Below are 18,077 nucleotides of genomic sequence, written 5' to 3' on the forward strand. Positions count from 1 at the left end.
TTTTTCGCGTTTTAACTTGATGTACACAGGTTCAGACGTTATAATAGTAGTGATACGAATGGGAAAAGGATTAAAGTCCTGTTGCATACAGAAATGGAGGGAATTATGGCTGCAAGTGAGCTGACAGGCAGACGTTTGAACCAATACATAGAAAATTACGTAGTGTTTGATTTGGAAACAACGGGAGTGGATACACAGGAAGACTCCATTATAGAGATATCTGCAGTTAAAGTAAAAAATCATGTGATTACGGATCAGTTTAACCAGTTGATTAATCCGGGGACTCATATTCCGGCAGGAGCAACAAGAATTAACGGAATTACCGATGAGATGGTAAAGGAAGCACCGGGACTTTTAGAAGTACTCCCGGATTTTCTCTCTTTTATAGAAGGGGAAGTTCTGGTTGGTCATAATATTCAGTCGTTTGATCTTCTTTTCTTATACCGGGTGGCCGGGGAACTGCCTGGGATTTCTTTACCCAATGATTATATTGATACATTATATATGGCGAGGGAACGCCTTCCGCAGCTGTACCGCCACCGGCTTACCGATATTTCCGCACATTTTAATATATCCACAGAGGGAGCACACCGGGCCCTTCATGACTGCATGATGAATCAGCAGTGTTATGAACAGATGGGTAAGCTTTCAGGAACAGAGGAGGATTTCATATGTCCCCAGTGCGGAGGCCTGTTAAAGAAAAAAAACGGCAGGTTTGGTGTGTTTTACGGCTGCTCTAATTATCCCCGGTGCCGGTTTACGAAAAATGGGTGAAAGCTGCTGCCTGAGTGATGCAGATAAGACAGCCTGCATAGATTGTTATGCAAGAGAAAAGGAGGGAACAGTATGGAAAATAAAAACCTATATAATAAGGTCATGCTGATCGCGCTTTGTTTAATTGTGATATTGCTTTGCGCTGGTATTTACAGTTACGTACAGGGAAATGATGGTGCTGAAGTTCCCAGAGGGAAAGCTCAGGTAGTGAGAATTGAGGCGGGAGTCCCTCCCGTTTTTCTTCTCTGACAGAAAGGAGATCCGTGGAATTTATTATTGAGCGGGCATCCGAAAAAGATGCTGAAATGATGGCAGATATGATTGAAAAGGTCTGGGAAGACATTGAAAATAAGGAGTGGTTTGTAGCCGATGATATAGATTATACAACCCGTATGCTGAAAGAAGAGAATGGTCTGGGATATAAAGCTGTGGAAAAGGGTTCGGGGACGGTTGCAGGAATTTTTATTGTTTCTCTTCCTGGAATGAGAGAAGAGAATTTAGGCAGAGATATAGAACTTGCTGAGGAGGAATTGGGGAAAGTGGCGCATATGGAATCTGTGGCGATTCTTCCTTCCTACAGAGGCAACGGACTTCAATATGCCCTGATGCAGCAGGGGGAAGCAGATTTAAGAGAGATGGGATATAGTTACCTTATGTGTACGGTTCATCCCGACAATTCATACAGCAGAAGCAATGTAATCAGACAGGGATATGAAGTTGTTCTGACAAAGGAGAAATACGGCGGCTATATTCGGGATATACTGTTAAAAAAGCTGTTTTAAGCATGTTTGGGCACAGCAGAGGAAAGGTGAGAAGGATGGACATTAAAGAGATGCTTAACCTGGTAAAAAGCGGTGAAATGGGGGTAGATGAGGCGCAGAAGATCTTAAAGGATCTTCCTTATGAAGATTTGGGATATGCCAAGCTGGATCATCACCGGGCTCTCCGTTCCGGCTTTGGAGAAACAGTTTTCTGCCAGGGGAAGCCGGATGAATATCTGGTGGAAATATACAGAAAATTTTTTGAGCGGGACGGGGAAGTTTTTGGAACCAGGGCTGTAAAAGAGCAGTTTGAGTTAGTAAAGGCTGCTGTACCGGAAGTTACCTATGATCCTATTTCAAGAATTCTTAAGGTGGAGCGGAAGAATAAAGAAAGGACTGGCTGCATCGCGGTCTGCACAGGAGGAACAGCAGATATCCCGGTTGCAGAAGAAGCAGCCCAGACGGCTGAATACTTCGGTTCTAACGTGGACCGGATCTATGATGTGGGAGTGGCGGGAATACACCGTCTGTTATCCAACCGGGAACGGATCGGACGTGCCAGCTGCATTGTGGCAGTAGCCGGAATGGAAGGTGCACTTGGAACTGTCATTGCAGGAATGGCTGATTGTCCGGTTATAGCGGTGCCCACATCCGTGGGTTATGGAGCCAGCTTTCACGGATTGTCAGCACTTTTAACCATGCTCAATTCCTGTGCAAATGGTATTTCTGTAGTAAATATTGACAACGGATATGGGGCAGGGTACATTGCGACACAAATCAATCGACTGGCGGTAAGATAAATGAAAAAAATACTATATTTGGAATGTAATTCGGGAATCAGCGGTGATATGACGGTGGGAGCTCTCCTGGATCTGGGAGCCGATAAAGAGGTGCTGGCAAAGGCGCTTCGGAGCCTTAATTTAAGCGGATATCATCTCCATTTTGGACGAACAGTAAAGTGCGGGCTGGATGCATATGATTTTGACGTTCATCTGGAGGCGGAAGCGGAACATGGACATAGTCATAATGAAATGGACGGACATGCACATAGTCATGAAATGGATCACAGCCATGGGCACGGCCATGAACATGAGCATACGCATAATCATGAACATTCTCATAGCCATGAGAACCATCATTCTCATGAGCACAGGAACATTGGTGACATTTATGAAATTATAGATCGTCTGGCAGCCGGTGAGCAGGTAAAGTCCATGGCAAGGCGGATGTTTGATATTGTAGCGGAGGCAGAGGCCAGTGCTCATGGAATTCCGTTGGAAGAGGTTCATTTTCATGAAGTTGGAGCCGTTGATTCGATTATTGATATTATCAGCACTGCTGTCTGCGTGGATAATCTGGGTGTGGATAAAATCATTGTTTCACCTCTTTCAGAAGGATTCGGAAGTGTTCGCTGCCAGCATGGCATCATTCCAGTTCCTGTTCCGGCCACAGCCAATATCGCAGCGGCATACGGTTTAAAACTGCGCTTGACGGACAATGAGGGAGAGATGGTTACTCCCACCGGCGCGGCGATTGCAGCAGCCTTAAAAACAGATGACAGACTGCCGTCATCCTGCCAGATCCTTAAGACTGGAATGGGTGCCGGGAAAAAGGATTTTAAACAGGCCAATATCCTTCGTGCCATGATTCTTTCTGAGGAGGAAGATACGGCAGAAGATGAGATGTGGGTTTTAGAATCCAACATTGATGACAGCAACGGTGAGGCACTGGGGCTTGCGATGGAGTCTCTGCTTGACGCAGGAGCTGCCGATGTCTGGTATACACCGGTCTTTATGAAAAAGAACCGGCCTGCCTATATGCTTTCGGTCATCTGCAAAAAGGATAAGATAGAATCCATGGAAGAGATTCTGTTTATTCAGACGACGACTATTGGGATAAGAAGATACCGCACTGAAAGAACCATTCTGCCTCGTAATAAGAAAACGGTAATGACACAGTGGGGAGAAGCAGAGGTGAAGGTCTGTAAATATAAAGACAGGGAATTCTGCTATCCGGAATATGAAAGCGTGAAAGCGATCTGCCGAAAGAGCGGACTGGATTACCAGAGTGTTTACCGGATTCTGCAAAAGGAGGGATAAGATCACATGGATAAAAAAATGTCAGGTCTCAGAGAAAAACTTGAGCAGGCCATGGCGGAATATGCCAGAGAGGATATCTGCCTTGCATTTTCCGGTGGGGTCGATTCCAGCCTTTTGCTGAAGGTGGCAGCGGAAGCGGTGAAAAAGACGGGAAGAAAGGTGTATGCTGTTACATTTGACAGCATACTTCATCCTTCCTGTGATCTTGATATCGCTTCTAAAGTGGCAAAAGAGCTGGGGGGAATTCACAAGATTATTACTGTAGATGAGCTGGAGCAGGAGGAAATCCGTTTTAATCCTGTAGACAGGTGTTATCTGTGCAAGAAAAAGCTGTTTCAGAGTCTGAGGGAGTTTGCGGGTGAAAGAGGGATTCCTGTTATTATGGATGGGACCAATGAGGATGATATGCATGTATACCGCCCGGGGATCAGAGCATTAAAAGAACTGGGAATCATCAGTCTTCTGGCAGAGCTTCATATCACCAAAGCTCAGGTGAAGGCGCTGGCAGGGGAATATACAATCTCAGTTGCGAAACGGCCATCTGCTCCCTGCATGGCCACCAGGCTGCCGTATAATACGGAAATTGATTACGATATTTTAAAGAAGATCGGTGACGGGGAAGAATTTCTGCGCTCCCGTTTCCAGGGTAATGTACGGCTGCGGCTGCATAAGGATATTGTGCGGATTGAAGTGGATCAGGATTCGTTTGAGCGTGTTTTAAAGGAACGGGAGACTGTGATATCATACTTAAAAAAGTTGGGGTTTGCATACATTACTCTGGATTTGGAAGGGTTCCGGTCTGGAAGCATGGACCTGGGAATTGAAGAAAGCGGGATTAAATAAGGAATGCGCGGCTGACTGGCCGCGCATTCCTTATTCATCAATAGGATGCCTCAATCTTTTTGATTTTTTCATAAAGCATGTCATTAACAGGGACCAAAAGGCCGTGTCTGGCAGCGAGTCTGCGAACAGTGCCTGAGAACATCTCAACCTCCGATGGCCTGCGGGCGATGCCATCCTGGCGCATGGAGGGAACGCCTTCCGGTGAAAGCGTTTTTAAAAGTTCTATGTAAGATTCTAAGTCGCCTTCTGTGAGGGTGACCCCTTCTTTTTGTGAAAGAGATATTACTTCTCTCATGGCTCCCACTAAAGTGTAATAAATCGTGCCGGGAGTGAGGGCCTGGGCATAATTGGCCTCGTATGCCATGCAGGTCTGATTGATTCCCACATTTAACATGAATTTGCCCCAAAGCCGTTTTAAAATATCGCTTTCAGTACGATAGGCAATCCCTGCAGAATCAAAATACCTGGTTAAGGCCTTCAGACGATCTTCCTGCCCCTTAATTCTGGTGCCGAGGCACAATTCTCCCGACCGGGTATAGGTTAAGTCGGAACCGAATTTCATGGCATCCATTCCCTGGGCGATACAATAAAGCACTTTTTCATCTCCGAAGCGGTTACCTGCAATGGCTTCGCTGTCAATTCCGTTCATGACTGAAATAATGGTGGTATGAGGACCTACAGCGTATTTCATCGTTTCAAGAGCGGAAGGCAGAGCGTTGTATTTGACCGCTATAATAATGAGGTCTGCAGGATCTGTTTCTGCAGGAGATTTTATTGGGAAAGACCAGGGAGTTCCGTTAATTGTAAAAGTCATTTTTTTATAGCGTTCGATTCGGTTCTGGTCTGCAAGGAAGTACACGGCATCTGGTCCCAATGCAGAACTGATCTGGCTTGCGTACAGCATGCCCAGTGCGCCCATTCCTATAACTGCAGTTTTATTTATGTCATTATTCATATGAACCTCCCTTAACAATAATATAATAGTTATGAATTACATTGCTAATGGCTGAATTCTTCCTGTAAGATTATTTGTGCAGGCCAGTTTTCCATCCACAGTTATTACAACAGCACCCATTTCTTTCACTTTATTAACTCTGCGTATAATTGATGCAGCATCTAATCCAAACAATTCTGTGGTATATATATCGCAGTCTAAGGATCTGTCAGCAATAACAGTTAAAGAAGCGATGTTGCTTTCTATTGGGTAGCCTGTTCTGCTGTTAAATATATGGTGGTATTTACTGCCTTCCTTTTCAAGTACCCGCTCGTAAATCCCTGATGTTACAACGGACTGGTCTCTTATTTTCACAAGTGCTGCCGCATTGCCTCTTGGTAAAAACGGATTCTGGATTCCAACATTCCAGTCACCGCCTTCGGAGGGGGATTCTCCAAAAACGAGAACATTGCCTCCCATATCTACCATAGCTGAGACAGCTCCATGGTCTTTAAAGAACTCCATGACTTTATCTGCGAAATAACCCTTTGCAATGGCTCCAAGGTCTATCTCCATGCCTTTTTTTAATAGAAAGACAGTTTTATTTTCATCGTCCAGTTGTATATTTTCAGGATTTAAAAGTTCCAGTACTTTTTCTATGGATTCTTTATCCGGCACACGTGCCTCGGTAAAACCGATTCTCCATAACTTTATTAATGGTCCGATCGCAATGTTTAAAAAGGAATTTTCTCTTAGACTATGCTTTTTTCCTGTTTTTATCAGCTCATACAGCTCCTCGTCCACCCTTTGGGGGGCGAGTGAGGCCATCTTTTTAAGCATCGCAAGCTGTGAGTGATCACTGTTGGCACTAAAGACCTCATTATAATGGATGAGCATATCTTCCGCCTTTTCTGTCAGGGATTTTCCACCTTCTCCCTTTATATAGAGAGAGATTTTTGTTCCCATAAGATATATGATTTTTGTATATTCTGTCATTTCATTCTCCTGGATCGGTATTGTTTTGCCCATGAAATAAAAAGGCATTTATCAGGTCATTATCAATGCTGGATAGTTTTCTTTCGTTGTGGTATGCTATAAAATAATCTAAACTCAGTTCATCAATGGGAATTTGATAAATATTGTATTCCGACGGGCATTCCTTCACATAGACGCTTTCGGGTATAAAGGTGATTCCCAGATTACCCGTGGCAAGCTTAAGCACAGTATTTATCTCTGTGCTCTCCATTATAATATTGGGCTCTACCTTATAAAGGTTTAATAACTGGTCGATCTGTTTTCTGATAGCAGAGCCTTTGGAAGTCAACACCAGCTTTTGACATAAGATTTTACTGATATCGATGCTGCCTTCTGAAATTATGGCTTCATCTTTCTGATAAAGATCACAGCAGCGGGGGATCACAGCCCGGTATCTGTGCCTGCCCCAGCTGACAGAATTTAAGTTTGGTGAAATATTTCTTGAATTTTGTCCAATCCAGAAATCCAATTCATTATTTTGAGTCAGCTTCTCATTTTTTCCTGGCAGATCCTCTAAAAGCTCGATTCTGCAGTTCGGATGCATGGTTACAAAATCCGGTAAAAAAAGAGGAAGCAGGTAAGTTCCCAGGCTGGGAAGCACACCTATTTTTATGATGGTCCTGTCGTTATCGGATACATCTGAAATTTCCCTGAGCAGCTTTGCATAGTTATTTTCTAATGAAGTAAGATACTGATAATATATCTTACCCTGTTCGGTTAACCGGTATGGCAGCTTGCTGCGGGTGATCAGTTCACAGTTTAACTCATTTTCTACTCTTTTAATCACCTGCGTCAAATAAGGCTGAGAAATATAAAGGGATTTGGCTGCCTTGCCATAGTTGCTGTACTTTAAAATGGCATCAATATAATAAAGAATATCCTGAGAACTGATTTTCGACATTCTATTCCTTCCTTTGGGAAATAATTCACTTTTTCAACATTATTTTTTGATTATAACAAATTTGTTATCAAACCTCAACAAATAACTATTAGATATTATGAAAACGATATGTTAAAATAATATCAAACGCAACTTTAATGTACAGGAAGGAGATTACTATGAAATATTTAGCAATCGTAGGCACCAACTCAGATGTGTCAACTAATCGTATGCTGCTTCATTTTATGCAAAAGCATTTTTTAAGTGAGGCAGAGATTGAATTATATGAAATTAAGGATTTACCTGCATTTATGGAGCCTGAGGATAGTGATATTCCTGAAAAGGTAGAGGAGTTATCCCAAAAAATCTTAAACGCAGACGGAGTAATTATAGCAACCCCAGAGTATGATCATGCCATACCTGCAGTTTTAAAGAGTGCTCTTGAATGGATTAGTTATACAAGTCAGGCACTTACGGATAAACCTGTTTTAATCGTAGGTGCATCTCATGGAACTCTTGGTTCCTCTCGTGCGCAGGCGCATCTCAGACAGATCCTTGATTCCCCTGAGCTGGCTGCCAGAATCATGCCAAGCAGTGAGTTCCTTTTAGGAAAATCACAGGGCGCATTTGACAGTGAGGGAAATCTCATTTATCCGGACAAGGTGTCTGAGCTTGATGAAATTTTCAGAGAATTTGTTCTGTTTACGGATATTACAACGAAACTTTTGGCAGAGAAAGTTCAGAATAAAGGCGCAAAAAAATTTACTTGGCAAGAGTAGGAGGATTCATATCAATGAAATTTATAGCAATTGTAGGAACGAATGCAAAGAAATCATATAATCGTAAGCTCCTTCAGTTTATGAAAAAACATTTTGAGTCAAAGGCAGAGATTGAAGTACTTGATATTACAGATGTTCCCATGTTTAACCAATCCGATAATCAGTCCTATGGTGAAGTAATCCAGATGTTTAATGATAAGATTACAGCCAGTGACGGTGTTATTATGGCAACTCCTGAATACAATCATTCCATCCCATCCAGTCTTAAAAGCCTGATTGAATGGCTGAGCTTTGATCTTCATCCCCTTGCAGGCAAACCAGTGATGATCGTTGGCGCATCTTTAGGAACACAGGGTTCCTCCCGTGCCCAGCTGCATCTCCGCCAGATTCTGGATGCTCCGGGAGTGGATGCAAATGTCATGCCAGGATATGAGTTTTTACTGGGAAATGCAAGTAAGGCATTTGATGACGCAGGGAACCTCATGAATGAGGGAACCATTGACTTCCTGGATATCTGCTTCCTGCGCTTTATGCGTTTTGCTAAAATTGCAAATCAGCTCAATGAGGAAGAGGAGTTCTCCTTTACACCAGGTGATTATGAAGTAAATGCAATCGGACACAGCGGAAATCTTCCAATGAAGGTATCCTTTAGTGAAAAGCGGATCGAAAGCATAAATATAGACACCAGGGGTGAAACCGAAGGAATCGCCGATGTTGTATTTGTAAGAATACCAGATAAAATCCTGGAAGGACAGACCCTGAATGTAGATGCGCTCTCTGGTGCATCTGAAACCAGCAATGCTGTCATTGATGGTGTTGCCAAAGCAGTGAAACTTGCGGGAGTCAACCCGGATATTCTTAAGAGACGTCCCAAACCTGCCAGCAGCCGAAACAGACAAGACGAAGAGTATACATGTGATGTGGTAGTTGTCGGTGGAGGCGGTGCCGGACTCAGTGCGGCTGCTACTGCATTACAGAACGGCTGCAGTGCAATTGTTCTTGAAAAATATCCGGCTGTAGGCGGAAATACCATACGTTCCGGCGGTCCTGTTAATGCGGCAGATCCTGAGTGGCAGAGTAAGTTTGATGAAAATCCGGGAGAAAGACATACCATTGAATCATTGCTGGATACCGATGAGAGTCAGATCGATTCAGAATATTTAGATGATTTCCGTGCTCTGAAAGAAGAGTTTTCCGAATACCAGAAAAAGTCTGGCACTGGGAAAGGTCATTTATTTGATTCTCCCCTTCTTCACAGAATGCAGACCTATTTTGGCGGAAAACGAACTGACTTAAACGGCAACACCATCTACGGACAGTACGACCTGGTAAAAATCCTGACTGACAGAGCCCTAGAAAGTGTAAAATGGCTGGAAGAGATCGGTGTTGAGTATGATAAAAGCATCGTGTTTGCTCCGGTTGGTGCCCTTTGGCGCCGTGGTCATAAGCCGGTTAAAAGCTATGGTACCGCTTTTATCCTTTCCCTCACAAAATATGTGGAGGAGCACTCAGGAAAGATTATTACTGACAGCCCTGTAAAGGAATTTATCATCGAGGACGGTCAGATTGCGGGAGTAATAGCAACTGGTGTCAATGGCCAGAAAATTACGGTTCATGCCAAAGCAGTTGTACTTGCAAGCGGAGGTTTTGGTGCAAATACAAAGATGTTAAAGGAGTATAACACCTATTGGAGTTATATTGATGACAATATCAGAACCACGAATTCCTACGCCATGACCGGAGACGGAATTTTGCTTGGTAAAACAGTAGGAGCAGCACTGACCGGTATGGGATTCACTCAGATGATGCCAGTTGCCGATCCTGAAACCGGTGAGCTGTTCAGCGGACTTCAGGTACCACCGGAAAACTTTGTAATCGTTAATAAAGAAGGCAGACGTTTTGTGAATGAATTCTCCGGGCGGGATGTTTTAACAAAAGCTGCCATTGACCAGGGTGGTTTATTCTACCTGATTGCAGATGATGAGATAAAGAAAACTGCAGCCAATACAAGCCAGGAAAAAATAGACCGTCAGGTAGAAGCAGGCACTTTATTTAAAGCCGATACCATTGAAGAACTGGCAGTAAAAGTCGGTATGGATCCGAAGGTTCTTAAGGAAACCATAGAAAAATATAATTCCTATGTAGAGGATGGTTTTGATCCTGAGTTCCATAAGGATACATTCAGCCTGAAAGTGGAGAAGGCTCCGTTCTATGCGACTCCAAGAAAGCCAGCCGTTCATCATACCATGGGCGGACTTAAGATCGATACAAAAGCCCGCGTACTGGACGAAAGCGGCCAGCCAATCAAACATCTTTATGCTGCCGGAGAAGTAGCAGGAGGTATCCATGCAGGTAACCGTCTGGGCGGTAACGCATTAACGGATATCTTTACCTTCGGACGGATTGCCGGTAAAACTGCTGTTGATGAAATGAAATAGCTGATACTCAAAGAGCACGATAACGCGCATAAGTAAAATGCGGTTATCGGCTCTTTTTTTTGATGACAACTATTTCATTAAGATGCAAAAATCAAGCCTATGGACCGGCTTGATTTTAGGTATGGTTGGAAAATAAAAAGTATAGTATAATTTACTTCATATATCAGATCTTATACATGGTTACATGCCAAGGAGGAAAAAACGTTGCTTGCTTTCATAATGACGCTTGAAAATGAAAGAGATCGGGATAAAGTAACCGAGATTTATGAACTTTACAGCGGAACAATGCTTTACATAGCCAACACGATCTTAAATGAAGTACATCTTGCAGAAGATGCGGTATCAGAAGCATTTATAAAAATAATTGATAATCTTGAAAAAATTAATATAGTAGACTGTTACCAAACGAGGGGGTTCGTCGTTATTATAGTGAGAAACGTTGCGATTGATATGCTCCGAAAACAGAAGAAGAAACAAATAGTACCATTGGAAGAAGATGATTATGGTTTAAGTTATGAAGAACCGGCTTTTGATAATTTTTCAGTTAAGGAAGCCTGTGATAAAATAAAATGCTGTATAGGTAATCTTAAAAAAAGTTATTCGGATATTCTTTATCTGAAAGTAGAATTTGATTGCTCATTTGAAGAAATAGGTAAGATACTGGGTATCAGTACGGAGAATGCTAAAATGCGACTTAGCAGGGCACGGAAAGCTTTGAAGAAGGAATTGAAAAAGGAGGGAGTTTACAGTGACCAGTGAAGATCGAAATAAAGAATTGTTTGATTCGCTGCTGAAAGCAGCCATATCTGATGCACTGAGAGATGAAATGGATGCATTGCCCTCCAATAAAGAATTAAATGAGAAATTTCCAACATCTGCTAAGCTGGACCAGCGGATGAAAAAATTGATTTCTGAACAGAAGATCAAGTCTAAAATAAGGCACTTCGTTAAAAGTAACCGTAAAATAGCAGCATGCTTTATAGTGATCCTTGTTCTGTCGTCTGCCACACTGCTCAGCGTTGAGGCAACCAGAAACGTAATACTCAATACCTTTGTTAATCAGTTTGGAAAATATACACAAATCCAGTTTCAAGATTCTTCAGCCGACGGGCAGCAAATGGATATCTTCAGGCCAGCATATTTGCCGGAAGGATATAAAAAGATATCAGAGGAGATTTATGGAAATTCTGCTTTGCTGGTATATTCTAATGAATCAGATACTGAGATTGTATTAAAGCAGAGAAAGGCTGAAGAAGGAACATCATTGATTGATAATGAAAATACGAATTATACAGAAGTCGTTATTTCTGGTAATACAGCATATTTGTTTAAAGCAGTAAAGGATGATAATTATAATGTACTTCTCTGGAAATCACACGATGTTGTTTTTGAATTGACATCAAAAGTAAACAGCGATGAATTAATCCGCATGGGTAATAGTCTGGAAAAATAATTTAATAATTTTTCGGAAAAGTGTTACCATTTTTTAACTATGGCGTTTATATAGTAGAGGGTATTATTTTATATAAAAAAGGAGGAAAAATATGTTTGTAAAAATGAAAAAATGTACCTTTATTATGTGTCTCGTCATATCCTGTTTCCTGATGGGAGGGGAGGCGTTTGCCTCAACCAATTATTCCTATGCGCCGGTTAACACTTTAGATCTTCCGGCAGTCCGGTGGGCCAGCACTTCTTCTATTGATATCAACCTTTCATTTAAGGGGAGCAAGGCTATTTGCGGCGCTTGTGTACAAGGCTGGTCAGATGTGAAGAATATAACAGGCACTGCCGTATTATCCAGAAAAAATTCAAACGGAACCTATACCACTGTAAAAACGTGGAACAACTTAAGTGTGGCAGGTAACAGGCTGATCTTTGATAATAGTTATTACGTGACAAGAGGTTATACTTATCGGCTGACTATTACTGCTACGGTATATCGGAATGGAGTTGGTGAGACAGTATCCGGTTATTTTGAAAATTATGCAAAATAAATAGTAGTGATAAACATTCTATACTGAATGTTGGGGTGTGCTTAAAAAGCACATTTCCAACATTCTTTTTTTGTATTAAAATACATCTTTAAGAAGTCTATAAAAACCATTATCCCGACCAAAGTTTAATGCTACCCCGGAAAATAATAGAATGTTTTCGAAAATATATTATAAAAGTTATAGTTAAAAAATACTAATATTTTATCTAATGGAGAGTTTATAAAAAATTTATTGAGAAAAGTGTTATCATTTTACATCTAATTCGTTTATATAGTATAGGATGTAAAAATTACAATATTTAAAAGGAGTTGATCAAAAAGGAATAAAATTTAACCATCGGGCTGACAATAATAAGCAGCTAAATAAAACAATTATGTTTTATATGTGAATCTATTATCTATAAAGTCGAAAATATTTTAATACAACCTAAGGAGAAGACATGGAGAGAATATTGACAATAGAACTTATGAAACAGTATGAAGATTATTTATATGAAGAGGAAAAGGCAAAATTAACAATAGAAAAATATAAAAGGGATATAAAGAAGTTCTATAATTTTTTATCAGGAGATAAAGTAATTGAGAAAAGAAATGTAATTGAATATAAGGAATACTTAAAAAATAATTACCAGGTATCAAGTGCGAATTCTATGATAGTTGCTTTAAATCGTTTTTTGGAATATGTCGGATGGTTTGAATGTAAAGTTCGTCAGTTTAAGATTCAAAGAACTTTATTTTGTAAAAAAGAGACATGTTTGACGAAAAAAGAATATGAAAATCTGATCGTGGCAGCAAAAGAAGCTGGGGATATTCAGCTGAGCCTTTTGATGCAGACTATATGCAGCACTGGAATAAGAGTCAGTGAACTGCAGTTTATTACTGTGCAGTCACTGAAAGCAGGGTATGCACAGATCAATAATAAAGGAAAAGTAAGGGTTATATTTATACCGAAGCAGCTTATTAAGATTTTAAGATCTTACTGCGTATCACAGAAAATAGAAGCAGGTCCAATATTCCTTTCTAAGACAAATTCTCCGATTAATCGGACAATTATCTGGAAAAAGATGAAAGGCCTCTGCCATAAAGCAAATGTTGACGAGAAAAAAGTGTTTCCTCATAATTTACGTCATCTGTTTGCGTTTATTTTTTATCGCCTGGAAAAGAATTTATTACGCCTGGCGGAAGTTCTTGGTCATTCCAGCATTGAAACCACCCGGATTTATACGGCAACTACAGGTGAGGAACATCAAAAGCTCATTTCAAAGCTGGGTCTGGTGTACGATTACAGTAAAATTAAGAATCATAATGTAAATTATGTTTGCAATAGTGAGCAATACCGCAAATAAATTCTTACTACATTCTTAATATAATACATATTCTAAAGATTTACAAGAGAAAATTAGAAATTTTTGTATAAATTGGGTAAAAATGGTAATAAATCTCAATAAAAACCAGGTATGGTATTAGCCAAGGCATGAAAATCTAAATTCATGCTTTTTTATTTATCTAAAAACATACCAAATTTATCCAATATTAGAAAATATACCCTATTCAGGTAACATAATTTACATTATGTTACCTCTTTTCGTATTTATGAAAGAGTACACCAGCGCTGATTATTGACTGTAACAAAAAGGAGTGATGCGATGCAGGAAATCATTGATATTCATGCGCATGTCCTTCCCGGAATTGATGATGGGGCTGCCGATATGGAAGAAGCGAAGGCCATGCTGCAGATGGCTTATAGCCAGGGGATTCGAAAGATTATAGTTACTCCTCATTTTAAAAGGGGACAAGATCCGAAACAGATTATGGAATTAAGCAGAAAGCTGCAGCGGGAAGCCCGTAAAATACATAAACATTTCAATATATATCTGGGACAGGAAATTCTGTACTGCGAAGATGTATTGGAGGATCTGAAAGAAAAAAAGGCGCTTACCATGTGCGGTAGTCAGTATGTGCTGATCGAGTTTCCGCCTTTGGTTACCTACTCCAGATTGCTGCAGGGACTTCGAAAAATAATATTGGCCCGTTATGTTCCCATACTTGCCCACATGGAACGTTACCTCTGCCTGCGTGAGAAAGGAAGGGTAAAGGAACTGATCAATTCCGGATGCATACTGCAGATGAATTACTGCAGTATTATGGGAAGCCGGTTTAACAGGCAGGTACACTGGTGCAGGCTTCAGATACGGCAAGGGCATATACATATACTGGGAACCGATATGCATCACCTGAATGAAAGGACACCTGAGATAGAGAAAGCATTGCTATGGATTAAAAAAAACTGCAGTCTGGAAATGTATCAAAGTCTGACAGGTAATTATGCCCTGAATTTACTGAAAAAAGAGAATAAAAAACAGGAGTACAAATGAGAACAAATAACATGGATGATAACCAGGAGATTCAAATTGACTTATTGGAATTGTTTTACAAATTAAAGCGGAAGCTGTGGCTGATTATTCTTATAACCCTGTTATCCGGCATTGGTGCAGGAGTTTACAGCAGATATGTTTTAACGCCTCAATATACATCTACGGCTATGCTCTATGTCCTTTCAAAGGAAACTTCAATGACTTCGCTGGCTGATTTGCAGGTTGGCAGTCAGCTGACAAAGGACTATAAAATACTGATAACCAGCCGGCCGGTAATGGAGAAGGTAGTAAAATCACTGGGGCTTAACATGTCTTATAAAGATTTAAAGAAAAGAATCAGTGTAACCAATCCGACAGATACCCGCATACTTTCATTGGCAGTCCAGGATACGGATCCGGAACGGGCAAAAAAAATCGTAGATGAGATTGCGCTGACTGCATCTGATTATATTGGTGACATGATGGAAATGGTGCAGCCTAAAATTTTTGAAGAAGGAGAAGTACCGTCGGCCAAGACCGGACCTGATAACAAAAAAAATGCCGTGATTGGGGCTGCGGCCGGTATGTTTTTTATTTTAGCAGTGCTGACGGCCGGCGTAATCATAGATGATACCATTCGCACCGAAGAGGATGCCGAACGTTATCTGGGGCTGTCAGTACTTGCTGCTGTTCCCAACCGGGAAGGTTCTCCTGCCAAAATAACAAATAAATTCTGGAAGAAAAAAACGGACAAAAAGAAGGAGGGGATAATAAAACATGAGAAATTCAGTAAACCTGGGAAATCTAAAGAAAGGAAATTATAGCTATGAGGAAGCGATTAAGACTTTAAGAACAAATATTCAATTTTGCGGCAGTAATATAAAGGTCATTATGTTAGAAAGTGCAGTTCCAAATGAAGGAAAATCCAGTATGTCTTTTTCCCTGGCTACCTCTCTGGCTCAAATTGGAAAGAACGTTCTCTTAATTGATGCAGATATCAGAAAATCGGTCATGGTTTCAAGATATGAGCTTGATAAGGAAGTGAATGGATTATCCCAATTTCTCAGCGGGCAGAAAAATAAAGAAGAGATTATATATGAAACGAATTTAAATAACTTAAACATTGTATTTTCCGGTCCTTATTCTCCGAATCCGGCAGAGCTTCTGGAGGAACCCGCATTTTCTTTGCTGATACAGGCGGCAAGAGCAGAATATGACTATATTATCATTGACACACCTCCCATGCTGAATCTGATTGACGGAGCCATTATTGCCATCCACTGTGACGGAGCGGTTCTTGTTATTGAAAGCGGAAAGGTAAGCTACCGCGTGGAACAGAAGATAAAAAAACAGCTGGAAAAAAGCGGCTGCCGTATTCTCGGAGTGATTCTGAATAATGTCAATCTGGATAGCGGCAGATACTATGGAAAATACAAAAAATACGGAAAATATGAGGGTGAACTTCAGGAGAGTGAACAATAACACAATTGATAAAGGAGGGTGAGGTTATGGGCAGAAAGATCAGATACTGGATCATGGTAGCGGCGGTTATAGGCGTAATAGCCTGGTCAGCAGTTCAGATTTACAGCAAAATCCAGCCTCAGCAGACATTGGTTCCGTCTGAGTACCACTGGGATATTCTTGCATGTGAAGTTCTTCTTATCATCAGCAGTTATGCGCTGCTGCTTTTGTGGGGAAAGGGAAAATCAGTAAACGGAACCTGGAAGATGGGAAGGTGGACACATGCTGAGTAAAAACCGGATATTTTACATATTCATAGATTTTGCAGCCATTGTATGCTCCTATGTTCTGGCGATGCTTGCAAAATTTGCTTCCCTGCAGTCAGCAGAATTCATAATCGGGCGCTGGTATGGCGCAGTTCTCGTGATTTTTGCATATTTAACTGTGGTTATGTTTTACCAGTCCGGTAAGCCTTTCATGGAACGCTCCCTGTGGAATGAACTGAAAAACATATTTCTGATCAATATGTATATAGCCCTTGTACTGGCGTTTATTTTATATCTTTCAAAGCTGGGGGGGCGGTCTTCAAGAGCTTTTTACCTGTTGTTTTTCTTTTTCAATTATTTCTGCATGGTTCTTGGAAGGCTGTATTGCAAATATTTACTGATCTCCCATTACCATAAGCCGGAGAACCGCAAAAAGCTGCTAATTTATGCAAATAGAAGCAATGAATTAAATGTGATGAATAAGTATGTAAATTCAATGCCATATGACTGCGATGTGGTGGCTGTAGCAATTGTTGATGCGGAACAGAAATCAGGGGAAGATCCAAAGACAGAGCTCTATCTGGTGAAAAAGGATGAGAAAGGTAATTATATGGTTGTGAGCCGGGACAGTGTTGCAGAGTATTTAAAAAAGCAGGTAGTCGATGAAGCTTTGATTAGTATACCGGATAACAGCAGGCTGTATTTAGATAATTTAATCAGCCGTCTTGAAACACTTGGAATTGTTGCTCATGTAACTGTAAATACATTTGGCTTAAGTGAAAGAGAAAAGGTGATTAATTATTTCGGAGGAGAACGGGTTCTTACCTATTGTACAAGGGTGTTTGAACCATCGGAATTAATTCTGAAACGTCTGCTGGATATCCTGGGCGGGGTAGTCGGAGTGTTTTTTACAATAATTCTGGGGATTTTGGTTGTGCCGGCGATCTATATGGAATCGCCTGGTCCGGTCATATTTAAGCAGACACGGGTTGGGAGAAACGGAAGGCTTTTTTCAATTTATAAGTTCCGGTCCATGTATATGGATGCAGAAGAAAGAAAAAAGGAACTGATGAGCAAAAACCAGATGAATGGCCTCATGTTCAAACTAAAAGATGACCCAAGGATTACAAAAGTAGGTAAGTTTATCAGAAAAACCAGCATTGATGAGTTCCCCCAGTTTTTTAACGTTCTCAAAGGGGATATGAGCCTGGTTGGTACAAGACCGCCCACCATGGATGAATTTGTGAAGTATGAGGAGCACCATAAACGCCGGCTGAGCCTGAAACCGGGAATTACCGGCTTGTGGCAGGTGACTGGCAGAAGCGATATTCAGGATTTTGAAGCTGTAGTAAGCCTGGATTTAAACTATATTGATAACTGGTCCATATGGTCAGATTTAAGGATTCTGAGTCAGACAGTAATCGTGGTTATGCTTCACAAGGGAGCTGAATAATGAAAGG

At 41.0% G+C, this 18,077-nt stretch carries 20 protein-coding genes; 17 read left to right on the forward strand and 3 right to left on the reverse strand.

Features of this window, described 5'->3' with window-relative positions; genetic code table 11:
• The first annotated feature begins 105 nt into the window (after positions 1–105).
• The 6 genes from V7D18_RS10375 to larE all read left to right on the forward strand — a co-directional run bounded on the left by V7D18_RS10375 (position 106) and on the right by larE (position 4,477).
• Positions 106–774, forward strand: coding sequence for an exonuclease domain-containing protein (locus tag V7D18_RS10375; protein WP_426154062.1), 669 nt, complete (start codon positions 106–108; stop codon positions 772–774).
• Between the two features lie 72 nt (positions 775–846).
• On the forward strand, positions 847–1,023 hold the full coding sequence (locus V7D18_RS10380; RefSeq protein ID WP_426154064.1) for a hypothetical protein: 177 nt from the start codon (positions 847–849) through the stop codon (positions 1,021–1,023).
• Positions 1,024–1,037: 14 nt separating this feature from the next.
• Positions 1,038–1,556, forward strand: coding sequence for a GNAT family N-acetyltransferase (locus V7D18_RS10385; protein WP_426154066.1), 519 nt, complete (start codon positions 1,038–1,040; stop codon positions 1,554–1,556).
• 35 nt (positions 1,557–1,591) lie between these two features.
• Positions 1,592–2,335: a nickel pincer cofactor biosynthesis protein LarB gene (gene larB / locus V7D18_RS10390; RefSeq protein WP_426154068.1), complete on the forward strand. Its 744-nt coding sequence runs from the start codon at positions 1,592–1,594 to the stop codon at positions 2,333–2,335.
• Positions 2,336–3,634 carry a nickel pincer cofactor biosynthesis protein LarC gene (gene larC / locus V7D18_RS10395; protein WP_426154070.1) on the forward strand — a complete coding sequence of 433 codons (1,299 nt, stop codon included), beginning with the start codon at positions 2,336–2,338 and terminating at the stop codon, positions 3,632–3,634.
• A 6-nt stretch (positions 3,635–3,640) separates the two neighbouring features.
• Positions 3,641–4,477, forward strand: a complete 837-nt coding sequence (larE, locus tag V7D18_RS10400) for an ATP-dependent sacrificial sulfur transferase LarE (RefSeq protein WP_426154072.1) — start codon at positions 3,641–3,643, stop codon at positions 4,475–4,477.
• A gap of 37 nt (positions 4,478–4,514) precedes the next feature.
• Here the strand turns inward: larE and V7D18_RS10405 are convergent, their stop codons facing one another.
• The 3 genes from V7D18_RS10405 to V7D18_RS10415 are packed head-to-tail and all read right to left on the reverse strand — an operon-like array spanning position 4,515 to position 7,347.
• Complete coding sequence (locus tag V7D18_RS10405) at positions 4,515–5,432, reverse strand: ketopantoate reductase family protein (protein ID WP_426154074.1); 918 nt, start codon at positions 5,430–5,432, stop codon at positions 4,515–4,517.
• 36 nt (positions 5,433–5,468) lie between these two features.
• A complete protein-coding gene (locus V7D18_RS10410) occupies positions 5,469–6,407 on the reverse strand; it encodes an FAD:protein FMN transferase (RefSeq protein WP_426154076.1) in 939 nt (312 codons plus the stop codon).
• 1 nt (position 6,408) lies between these two features.
• Positions 6,409–7,347 carry a LysR family transcriptional regulator gene (locus V7D18_RS10415; RefSeq protein WP_426154077.1) on the reverse strand — a complete coding sequence of 313 codons (939 nt, stop codon included), beginning with the start codon at positions 7,345–7,347 and terminating at the stop codon, positions 6,409–6,411.
• Positions 7,348–7,505: 158 nt separating this feature from the next.
• On the opposite strand from V7D18_RS10415, the gene V7D18_RS10420 reads away from it, so the two are divergent.
• The 11 genes from V7D18_RS10420 to V7D18_RS10470 all read left to right on the forward strand — a co-directional run bounded on the left by V7D18_RS10420 (position 7,506) and on the right by V7D18_RS10470 (position 18,070).
• Entirely contained in the window at positions 7,506–8,105 is a 600-nt protein-coding gene (locus V7D18_RS10420; protein ID WP_426154079.1) for an NADPH-dependent FMN reductase, read from the forward strand.
• A gap of 14 nt (positions 8,106–8,119) precedes the next feature.
• Entirely contained in the window at positions 8,120–10,543 is a 2,424-nt protein-coding gene (locus V7D18_RS10425; RefSeq protein WP_426154080.1) for a flavocytochrome c, read from the forward strand.
• Positions 10,544–10,747: 204 nt separating this feature from the next.
• Positions 10,748–11,302 carry an RNA polymerase sigma factor gene (locus V7D18_RS10430; protein ID WP_426154082.1) on the forward strand — a complete coding sequence of 185 codons (555 nt, stop codon included), beginning with the start codon at positions 10,748–10,750 and terminating at the stop codon, positions 11,300–11,302.
• On the forward strand, positions 11,292–11,996 hold the full coding sequence (locus tag V7D18_RS10435) for a DUF4367 domain-containing protein (RefSeq protein ID WP_426154084.1): 705 nt from the start codon (positions 11,292–11,294) through the stop codon (positions 11,994–11,996). The genes V7D18_RS10430 and V7D18_RS10435 overlap by 11 nt, the downstream gene beginning before the upstream one ends.
• A gap of 91 nt (positions 11,997–12,087) precedes the next feature.
• Positions 12,088–12,537: a hypothetical protein gene (locus V7D18_RS10440; RefSeq protein ID WP_426154085.1), complete on the forward strand. Its 450-nt coding sequence runs from the start codon at positions 12,088–12,090 to the stop codon at positions 12,535–12,537.
• Between the two features lie 439 nt (positions 12,538–12,976).
• Positions 12,977–13,882: a tyrosine-type recombinase/integrase gene (locus tag V7D18_RS10445; protein ID WP_426154086.1), complete on the forward strand. Its 906-nt coding sequence runs from the start codon at positions 12,977–12,979 to the stop codon at positions 13,880–13,882.
• A gap of 300 nt (positions 13,883–14,182) precedes the next feature.
• Positions 14,183–14,911: a CpsB/CapC family capsule biosynthesis tyrosine phosphatase gene (locus V7D18_RS10450; protein WP_426154088.1), complete on the forward strand. Its 729-nt coding sequence runs from the start codon at positions 14,183–14,185 to the stop codon at positions 14,909–14,911.
• Positions 14,908–15,714 carry a YveK family protein gene (locus V7D18_RS10455; protein ID WP_426154090.1) on the forward strand — a complete coding sequence of 269 codons (807 nt, stop codon included), beginning with the start codon at positions 14,908–14,910 and terminating at the stop codon, positions 15,712–15,714. Before V7D18_RS10450 ends, V7D18_RS10455 begins: the two co-directional genes overlap by 4 nt.
• Complete coding sequence (locus tag V7D18_RS10460) at positions 15,668–16,372, forward strand: CpsD/CapB family tyrosine-protein kinase (protein ID WP_426154092.1); 705 nt, start codon at positions 15,668–15,670, stop codon at positions 16,370–16,372. Before V7D18_RS10455 ends, V7D18_RS10460 begins: the two co-directional genes overlap by 47 nt.
• A 26-nt stretch (positions 16,373–16,398) precedes the next feature.
• The gene (locus tag V7D18_RS10465) at positions 16,399–16,644 is read left to right on the forward strand and encodes a hypothetical protein (RefSeq protein ID WP_426154094.1); all 246 of its coding nucleotides are present in this window, start codon (positions 16,399–16,401) and stop codon (positions 16,642–16,644) included.
• Positions 16,634–18,070: a sugar transferase gene (locus tag V7D18_RS10470; protein WP_426154096.1), complete on the forward strand. Its 1,437-nt coding sequence runs from the start codon at positions 16,634–16,636 to the stop codon at positions 18,068–18,070. Before V7D18_RS10465 ends, V7D18_RS10470 begins: the two co-directional genes overlap by 11 nt.
• Positions 18,071–18,077 lie beyond the last annotated feature (7 nt).

Source organism: Lacrimispora sp. 38-1, assembly GCF_049890855.1.
GTDB lineage: Bacteria > Bacillota > Clostridia > Lachnospirales > Lachnospiraceae > Lacrimispora.